The sequence below is a fragment of the Streptomyces sp. NPDC002845 genome (genome assembly GCF_053591955.1).
Genome location: NZ_JBSFUU010000060.1, coordinates 53,712 through 60,919 on the forward strand (window position 1 = coordinate 53,712; position 7,208 = coordinate 60,919).

General features: G+C 71.9%; 8 protein-coding genes. 3 read left to right on the top strand and 5 right to left on the bottom strand.

Going from position 1 to position 7,208, the window contains the following annotated elements:
- Positions 1-109: 109 nt before the first annotated feature.
- Complete coding sequence (locus ACWD3C_RS33745; RefSeq protein ID WP_451149972.1) at positions 110-1,354, top strand: cytochrome P450 family protein; 1,245 nt, start codon at positions 110-112, stop codon at positions 1,352-1,354.
- 131 nt (positions 1,355-1,485) lie between these two features.
- Here the strand turns inward: ACWD3C_RS33745 and ACWD3C_RS33750 are convergent, their stop codons facing one another.
- The 5 genes from ACWD3C_RS33750 to ACWD3C_RS33770 are packed head-to-tail and all read right to left on the bottom strand — an operon-like array spanning position 1,486 to position 5,662.
- Positions 1,486-2,784, bottom strand: coding sequence for a cytochrome P450 (locus ACWD3C_RS33750; RefSeq protein WP_451149982.1), 1,299 nt, complete (start codon positions 2,782-2,784; stop codon positions 1,486-1,488).
- A 47-nt stretch (positions 2,785-2,831) separates the two neighbouring features.
- Positions 2,832-3,443 carry a GTP-binding protein gene (locus tag ACWD3C_RS33755; protein ID WP_451149973.1) on the bottom strand — a complete coding sequence of 204 codons (612 nt, stop codon included), beginning with the start codon at positions 3,441-3,443 and terminating at the stop codon, positions 2,832-2,834.
- The gene (locus ACWD3C_RS33760) at positions 3,421-3,783 is read right to left on the bottom strand and encodes a DUF742 domain-containing protein (protein ID WP_451149974.1); all 363 of its coding nucleotides are present in this window, start codon (positions 3,781-3,783) and stop codon (positions 3,421-3,423) included. The genes ACWD3C_RS33755 and ACWD3C_RS33760 overlap by 23 nt, the downstream gene beginning before the upstream one ends.
- Entirely contained in the window at positions 3,780-4,193 is a 414-nt protein-coding gene (locus tag ACWD3C_RS33765; protein WP_451149975.1) for a roadblock/LC7 domain-containing protein, read from the bottom strand. Before ACWD3C_RS33765 ends, ACWD3C_RS33760 begins: the two co-directional genes overlap by 4 nt.
- Positions 4,190-5,662, bottom strand: coding sequence for an ATP-binding protein (locus tag ACWD3C_RS33770; RefSeq protein WP_451149976.1), 1,473 nt, complete (start codon positions 5,660-5,662; stop codon positions 4,190-4,192). The genes ACWD3C_RS33765 and ACWD3C_RS33770 overlap by 4 nt, the downstream gene beginning before the upstream one ends.
- Before the next feature lie 369 nt (positions 5,663-6,031).
- On the opposite strand from ACWD3C_RS33770, the gene ACWD3C_RS33775 reads away from it, so the two are divergent.
- Together ACWD3C_RS33775 and ACWD3C_RS33780 are read left to right on the top strand one after the other, a co-directional pair.
- Positions 6,032-6,682 (top strand): AraC-like ligand-binding domain-containing protein, encoded by a 651-nt coding sequence (locus ACWD3C_RS33775; protein ID WP_451149977.1) that lies wholly within the window; start codon positions 6,032-6,034, stop codon positions 6,680-6,682.
- Positions 6,660-6,965, top strand: coding sequence for a helix-turn-helix transcriptional regulator (locus ACWD3C_RS33780; protein WP_451149978.1), 306 nt, complete (start codon positions 6,660-6,662; stop codon positions 6,963-6,965). Before ACWD3C_RS33775 ends, ACWD3C_RS33780 begins: the two co-directional genes overlap by 23 nt.
- Positions 6,966-7,208: the final 243 nt, after the last annotated feature.

Consider the following 7,208-nt stretch of genomic DNA (forward strand, 5'->3'; position numbering starts at 1 on the left):
GCAGGGAAGTTGTGCCCGCGCGCAGTGCGTGCCGGGCGATCTCGCGGGGCAACCGTACCGGGGCGTAGCGTGACGCGCCGTACCGGCGATCGAATACCAGGGAGACCCCATGGGACACCCCAGCCCGTTAGTGATTGACGCGACCGGCCATGACATCCACGGCGAAGCCGCCCGTATCCGCGCGAGGGGTCCGGTGACCCGCGTCGAACTCCCGGGCAGCGTCGAGGCATGGGCGGTCAGCAGCCCCGAGCTGCTCAAGCGGCTGCTCACCGATCCCCGGGTCTCCAAGGACGCACGGCGGCACTGGCCCCGGTTCGTGAACGGGGAGATCACCCCCGAATGGCCGCTGTTCACCTGGGTCGCGGTGCAGAACATGTTCACCGCGTACGGCGGCGACCACAAACGTCTGCGCACCCTGGTCTCCAAGGCGTTCACCGCCCGCCGTACGGCCGCGCTCCAGCCCCGCATCGAGGAGATCACCAAGGAACTCCTCGACGGGATCGATGCCGCGGGCAAGGGCGGTCAACTCGTCGATCTGCGCGAGGAGTTCTGCTACCCGCTGCCGATCCGGGTGATCAGCGAACTGTTCGGCGTGCCCGAGAGGATGGGGCCGGAGCTGCGGCAGCTGGTGGACCGCGTCTTCGACACCTCCGCCGAACCGGGCGAGATGAACGCCGCCTACGAGCGGTTGTACGCCGTCCTCGGTGAACTCGTCGCCATGAAGCGGGAGTCGCCCGGAGACGACCTGACCACCGGCCTCATCGCGGCTCGCGACGAGGAGGGCGACACCCGGCTCAGCGAGCAGGAGCTCCTCGACACCCTGGTCCTGATGATCAGCGCCGGGCACGAGACCACGGTCAACCTCCTCGACAACGCGGTGCACGCTCTGCTCAACCACCCGGAGCAGCTCGCGCACGTCCGGGAGGGCCGCGCCACCTGGGACGACGTCATCGAGGAGACGCTGCGCGTGGAGACGCCGGTGGCCAGTCTGCCGCTGCGGTACGCCGTGGAGGACCTGAACCTCGTCGAGTTCGGCGGGCCCGAGGGGCTCGTGATCGGCGAGGGTGAGGCGATCCTGGCCGCGTATGCCGCCGCCGGGCGCGATCCCGAACGGCACGGTTCCGATGCCGACCGGTTCGACGTCACCCGGGCCGACAAGGAGCACCTCGCCTTTGGGCACGGGGTGCACTTCTGTCTTGGGGCGCCGTTGGGGCGGATGGAGGCCAGGGTTGCGCTTCCGGCGTTGTTCGAGCGGTTTGCCTCGCTTGAACTTGCCGCCGACGAGAAGGAGTTGGGGCACGTGGAGTCATTCATCTCCAACGGGCACAGGCAGCTTCCCGTGCGGATCGGCTGACCGCCGGGGAGAGATGCTCCAGGTACTGCCGCGGAATGCGGTGGCGAGTCCGCGGGTCGGGTGTGGCTGGTCGCGCCCGCGCGGCGGAGCCGCACATCGATACAGCCCCGCGCCCCGGCAGGGGCGCGGCTCTACTCACCCCGCCACCAAGCCAGCAGCCCTGCCCACCCACTCCTCGGGCGGGCCGGCGGCTCCACCGTGGGCGTTGGGGGCCGCGGACCCCGGTCGGACGACTCGGCCGGGAGCCGCGTAGGCGCCGGAGGTGTCGCCGCCGTCGGCGGGAAGATCACCGGCAGGGTGGCGAGGGCCCGGTGGAAGGGGCCCGGCCGCCACTCCAACTCGCCCACTGGGACGGCGAGTTCGATGTCGGGAAGGCGGTCCAGGAGCTTCTCCACGGCCGCGGCCGCGATCAGGCGGGCCTCGCTCTGGGCGGGGCAGTTGTGCGGGCCCGCGCTCCACGCCAGGTGGGCGCGGTTGCCCGTTCGCTGATCGGTCGTCAGGGCGGGGTCCGTGTTGGCGGCGGCGAGCGAGACGACGAGGGGATCGCCCGCCCTGAGCACCGTGCCCTCGTACACGACGTCGTGCATCGGGTAGTGGACGGCGTAGTTGGCCATCGGCGGGTCGGTCCACAGCACCTCGTCGAGCGCGTCCTCTACGGGGAGGCTGCCGCCGGACAGACTGCCCGCGAACCGGTCGTCGGACAGCAGCAGCCGCAGGCCGCCTGCGATGAGGTTCTGCTGGGGCTCGGTGCCCGCGCCCATGAGAAGGACGAGGGTGTGGACCATCTCCTCGTCCGTGAGCCGCGCCGGATGCGCGGTGAGCCATGACGTCACGTCCTGTCCGGGCCGCTCCCGCTTCAGCCCGACCAGCTCGAACAGGGTCGTCGTCAGCAGTTCGTTGGCCTGCTCCGCGTCCACCCCGTCGAAGATCCCGGACATGCCCTCGACCAGCCGGATGCCGTACTCGGCCGGGCAGCCGAAGAGGTGGTTGAAGACGAGCAGCGGCAGTACCTGCGCGTATTCGCCGAGCAGATCCGCCTTCCCGGTCGGCGCGAACCGGTCGATGAGCGTGTCGGCGCTGCGTTCCACATAGCCGCGCAGGGTGCTGGGCTCCACCAGGGCCAGGCTGTCCGTGATCGCACCGCGCAGCCGCCGGTGCTCCTCGCCGTCGGTGAACAGGGCGTTGGGCCGGTACATCAGCATCGGCACGACCGGGTTGTCCGGGGCCACGGTGCCGTCGGCGAGGTCCCGCCAGCGGCGCGGGTCCTTGGAGAAGGCCTCGGGGCTGCGCAGGACGTGCAGGGCGGCGTCGTACGACGTGACGAGCGTGGCCCGGACGCCGGGGGCGAGTTCGACGGGGGCGGTCGGTCCGGCAGAGCGCAGGCCCTTGTAGAAGGCGGCCGGGTCGGCGGCGAACTCGGGGCCGTACATGGAGTGGTGGGCCGGGCAGGCCGGGGGCGGTGCGGACGGGTCGGAGGTCACGCGTGCTCCAGTTCGCGGGTGCGGCCGATCAGATACTCGACGAGGGCGATCAGCGCCCGGGTGGACGACACCCGGTCGCGGGCGTCGCAGCGGACGAGCGGGGTCCCGGGCAGCAGGTCCAGCGCCTCGCGCACCTCGTCGAGGCCGTGCGCGGGCGCGTCGTCGAAGTCGTTGACGGCGACCGCGTACGGCAGTCCCAGCTCCTCCAGTACGCCGATGACGTCGAAGGAGTGGTCCAGGCGCCGGGTGTCGGCGAGGACCAGTGCGCCGAGGGCGCCGCGGGTCATGTCCTGCCACAGCTGGGTGAAGCGCTGCTGGCCGGGGGTGCCGAACAGGTAGAGCACCAAGGCGTCGTTGACGGTGAGCCGGCCGAAGTCCAGGGCGACCGTGGTGGTCGTCTTGTCCTTCGTACCGGCGAGGTCGTCGACGAGGGCGCCCGCCTCGGTCATGACCTCCTCGGTGTGCAGCGGCCGGATCTCGGAGAGCGAGCCGACGAACGTGGTCTTGCCGACCGCGAAGTGCCCGACGACCAGCAGCTTGGCGGCGGTACGGACGCCCGGCCGCAGATGGATGCCCGACGGTGCTTCAGAGGCGGGCGCGGAGCACATCGAGGACCTCCTCAAGGATGCGCAGGTCGGACAGTTCCGCCGCCGGGACGAAGGGGGCGCGGGTGACGACGTGACCGCTGTCCATGAGGTCGGCGACCAGCACCTTGGTGACGCTGACCGGCAGCGACAGATGCCCCGCGACCTCGGCGACGGAGAGGGCGCCGGGCCGGCACAACTCAATCACCCGGCGCTTCTCCGGGCTCAGCCCGGTCGGCGGCAGATCACCGGCGGCGATCAGCAGCGTGACCAGGTCGAGGGTGTTGCGGCTCGGGTGGGAGCGGCCGTCGGTGACGACGTACGCCCGCACCAGCCGCTCTCCGGGGCGCGGCCGGGGCGTCATGCCGGACTGCCGGTGCCTTGCCGGGCCGGGCTGGTGAGCTCCTTGCCGAGACGGTCGACCAGCTTGTGCATGCGGTAGGTCACGGCCTCCATGTCCACCTCCTCGCCGGTGGAGACCGCCAGGTAGGCGCCCTCGCCGGCCGCGACCAGGAAGACGTACCCGTGCGCGAATTCGATGAGCGTCTGCCGCCATGGGGTGTTCGAGGTGCCGCAGAACTCGGCGGTGCTGCGGCTGATCGACTGCACTCCGGAGAGCCCGGCGGCCAGGCGCTCGGCGTCGTCGCGGTCGATGTGCGCCGAGTGGGCGCGGAGCATGCCGTCGGCGGAGAGCAGGATCGCGTGCCGGGCCTCCGGCACCTTCAGCACCTCGTCGAGCATCCAGCCCAATTCGTTGGTCGTGGGCTCGATCATGCGTGGGTGGTCCCTTCGTCTGCGTGGGGGGTGGTCGTGGGTGCGGCACCCTCGGAGCCGGCGGCGTCGGACGAGGTCGCCGTCCGTCCCGCCTCCCGCCCGAAGCGGGTGCCGCGCGCGAACGCGCCCATACGGCGGGCGTTCTCCTCGGGCGAGCGGACGGGGGCCCGGTCGGCCTCGGGGGGCGCCTGCTGTGCGGCGGCCGGCTTGGGCTCCGGGGTACGGCGGCGGCGCTTCGGCAGGCCGCCCACGGTGGTGCCTTCGGCCTCGGCGGGGCGCGGGGGCGTCTCCGGCGGGGGCGTCTTGGACGGAGGGGCGGGGGCCGAGGCCGGGTCGGCGGCCGGGCGCGGGGCCCGGGGCGTGGTTCCCTCGGCCTCGGCGGGGCGCGGGGCCGTCTCCAGCGGGGGCGCGGGGGCCAGGTCGGCGGCCGGGCGCGGTGCCGGGGGTTGGGGCGCTGCTGCCGTGGTGTCGGCGTGGGTGAGCAGGGCGGACGGGAGGAGCACCACGGCGCGGACACCGCCGTACGGCGAACGCGTGTCGACGGAGACGCTGAACCCGTACCGCCGGGCGAGCACCCCGATGACGGCGAAGCCGAACTGGGGCGGGTCGTCGAGGCGGGTGACGTCGACGGTGCGCCGTCCGGTGAGCAGCTCACTCGCGCGCTCCACGGCCTGCCCGTCCATGCCGACACCCGCGTCGTCGATGACGACGCACGCCCCGTTGTGCACCGCCTGGACGGTGACCTCGACGGAGGTGTTGGGCTGCGAGTGGCGGGCCGCGTTGTCGAGGAGTTCGGCGGCCGCGAGGACGACGGGCTCGACCGCCCGGCTCTCGACGGCGATGTCCACCTGTCCGTTGACGCGGATACGGCGGTAGTCGCGGATACGGGAGGTCGCTCCACGGACGACCTCGACGAGCGGGGAGGTGGCGCGCTGGCGGCCCGGCCAGGACCCGCACAGCACGGCGATGGCCTGCGCGCGGCGGCCGAACTGGGCGTTGGTGTGATCGATTTCGAGGAGGTCGCGCAGCACGTCGGGGTGGTCGTGCCGGTCCTGCATCTCGGCGATGGACACCTGCTGCTCGTTGGCGAGGGCCTGGATGGAGCGCATCGAGGCCTTCAGGGCGGCCTTGGCGGACTGGTCGGCGCGGGCCCGGGCGTGCTCCACCGCGCCGGAGAAGCGGGCCAGGACATCGTCGAGGCCCTTGGCGAACTCCGTGTCCGTGAGCCGGGAATCGAGCAGACCCTCACCGGGAACAGCGGACCGGTACGGGGCGTCCGCGAGGGCCGGCAGCCGGACCGAGACCAGATGGCGCAGCTCCTCGTCACGCGACCGCAGCCCGTCGGCGAGGTCGGCGTTCCGACTGCGCTGACGGCGGGTGATGCCGTGCTGGCGCACCAGAAGCACGGCGGTGACCAACAGGGCCGCGGCAAGCCCCCAGGACACCGCCTCCGGTATCTGATCGGTCATGGGAGTCCACAAGTCCTTACGTCACGTCGTTCCTGAAGCGTCCTCAGTCGCCCTCGGTCGTCCTCAGGGTCCCGACGGCGCGTGAGTCGACGGATCGCCCGACGCTAGCGGGGTGGCGGCTCGGGCACTTTCCGTGACGCGCAGAAAAATTATCGTAGGGCGCAGAAGTGGCGCGTGGGGCGCGTTTGAGAGTGTGAGGCGTCACCCGGCGCATCCGGATGCGCCGTTCGTCGCCCGCGGCAACCGCTTGCCGCGCTAATGTGACGACCGGCAACTGCCCTCGGCCACAGGGTTCTTGAGGGCTGCCCAGCACAGACGGACGGGGGCCGTCGCAGCAGAGGGGGACCGTTGCCCGCGGGAAGCTACATCGTGGAGACCCAGAGCACAGGTGACGTGGATCCGCGTGAGCGGGTCGATTTCTGGACCGAGCACATCACGTCGTACCAGGCCTCCCGGATGGGTTTCCGATACGCCCGCACGGACAACTTCCGTGGTGAGACCGTCCGTCAGCGCACCGACAGCTATCAGCTGGTCAAGTTCCGGTCGGACGAGATCGAGTACAGCCGCAGTCCGCGCCAGGTGGTCCAGGACCCCGACGAGGACTACCGCTTATTGCTCCCCCTCGCCGGGGAGATCGTGCTGCGGCAGGACGGTCAGGAGGCGCGGGGCACGCCGGGGACGGCCTCGCTGGTCACCTTCGGGGCGCCCTTCCAGTGCCTCCACGACGGGGCCACGCGGGCGTTCGTCCTGACGATCCCGGCCCGTGAGGTCGACGGCCGGCTGGGCCTCAAGACGCCGCTCGCCGCCGGGCTCGATCTCACGAAGGGGCTGGGGCGCGTCGTCGCGTCCATGGTGAACGACCTGTACGAGGAGCGCGACCACCTCACCGATCCGCAGTTCGACGCCGTCTCCGACCGCCTTGTCGAGTTCCTGTGCATGCTCGCGGTCGGCGACGACCGTCCCGACGCGGCCGGGCCGGCTGGGTTCGGTCGAGGCCATGGTCCGACGCTACGTCCGTGACCACGCCGCCGATCCCGCGCTCACCGGTACGTCCATGGCACGCGCCCTCGGCTGGTCCCTCCGCCAGGTCCAACTCGCCCTCCAGCGGGCCGGGACCACCCCGCGGGACGTGATCCGCGAGGAGCGTCTCCGCCTTGTCCGCGACCGGCTCCAGTGCGCGGACTGCGCCCACATGACGATCACCGACCTTGCGTACGCCTCGGGGTTCTCCTCGGCGAGCGCCATGAGCACGGCGTTTCGGCAGCGGTACGGAACAAGCCCACGCGAGATGCGACACCGGTAACGGTGCCCCCGGCCCCGTTTCTCGCCCCCGCCGCCCCTACCCGTCCCATCCCCAGGGGCTGCCGCCCCTTCGACCCCGCCAAGGGGGCTCCGCCCCCTGGACCCCCTGGGGTGGGTGGGTTGTCTGCGGGTGGGTGGGGGTTGCTGTGGGATCGGCCTGAACGGCCTCGTCCTCAAGCGCCGGACGGGCTGGGGGTGCCTGGCCGGGGCTGAAAAGGCTTGGCGCGGGGGCGGGCCGACTGGT